General features: G+C 61.5%; 1 protein-coding gene. It reads right to left on the bottom strand.

All coding sequences use genetic code 11. The features are described from left to right. Positions 1-150: 150 nt before the first annotated feature. Positions 151-486: alpha-glucosidase C-terminal domain-containing protein (locus EN780_RS37490; RefSeq protein ID WP_128276653.1), on the bottom strand; the 336-nt coding region annotated here is incomplete at its 5' end.

Here is a 486-nt window from a genome sequence, read left to right as displayed (position 1 = left end):
AAAAATTTGCGTTGAATCCAGACGACATGTCGACAACATCGCGGAGCAACAATTTCGAAGACAGCTCTCGTACCTCACGAAGCGTGCACAACACAATTACGGATGGCGGTGGCTCCCCGAACGCGACTTCGTTCGTATATTCGATGAGCATCACCGAGCCTCGCTGGACATTGACGGGCTGGCCGTCAAGTTGGTTCGCCCCAGAAAGCAACCCAGCGGCGGCAGTGACAATGCGTCTTCGGCAATGACCGCGCCGGGGCCGAGATCGACCGCTTCAACAGGCCCCAGAGCCGGCGGCAAGGGCCAGACCGCCTGCTCGTCGGCGAAGTTGAAGACGCAGACCAGCCTCTCGCCCTCACCCTCGCGGACGAAGGCAAGAACATCGCCTTCGGCATCCAGGAAGCGGATGGAGCCGCTGACCAGCGCTGGGTGCCGCTTGCGCAAGGCAAGCATCGCCCGGTAGGCGGCAAGCACCGATCCCTCCTC

Source organism: Mesorhizobium sp. M4B.F.Ca.ET.089.01.1.1 (assembly GCF_004022605.1).
Lineage (GTDB): Bacteria > Pseudomonadota > Alphaproteobacteria > Rhizobiales > Rhizobiaceae > Mesorhizobium > Mesorhizobium abyssinicae.
The sequence above is the reverse complement of the archived record's forward strand: the minus strand, read 5'-3'. Positions and strand labels throughout refer to the sequence as shown.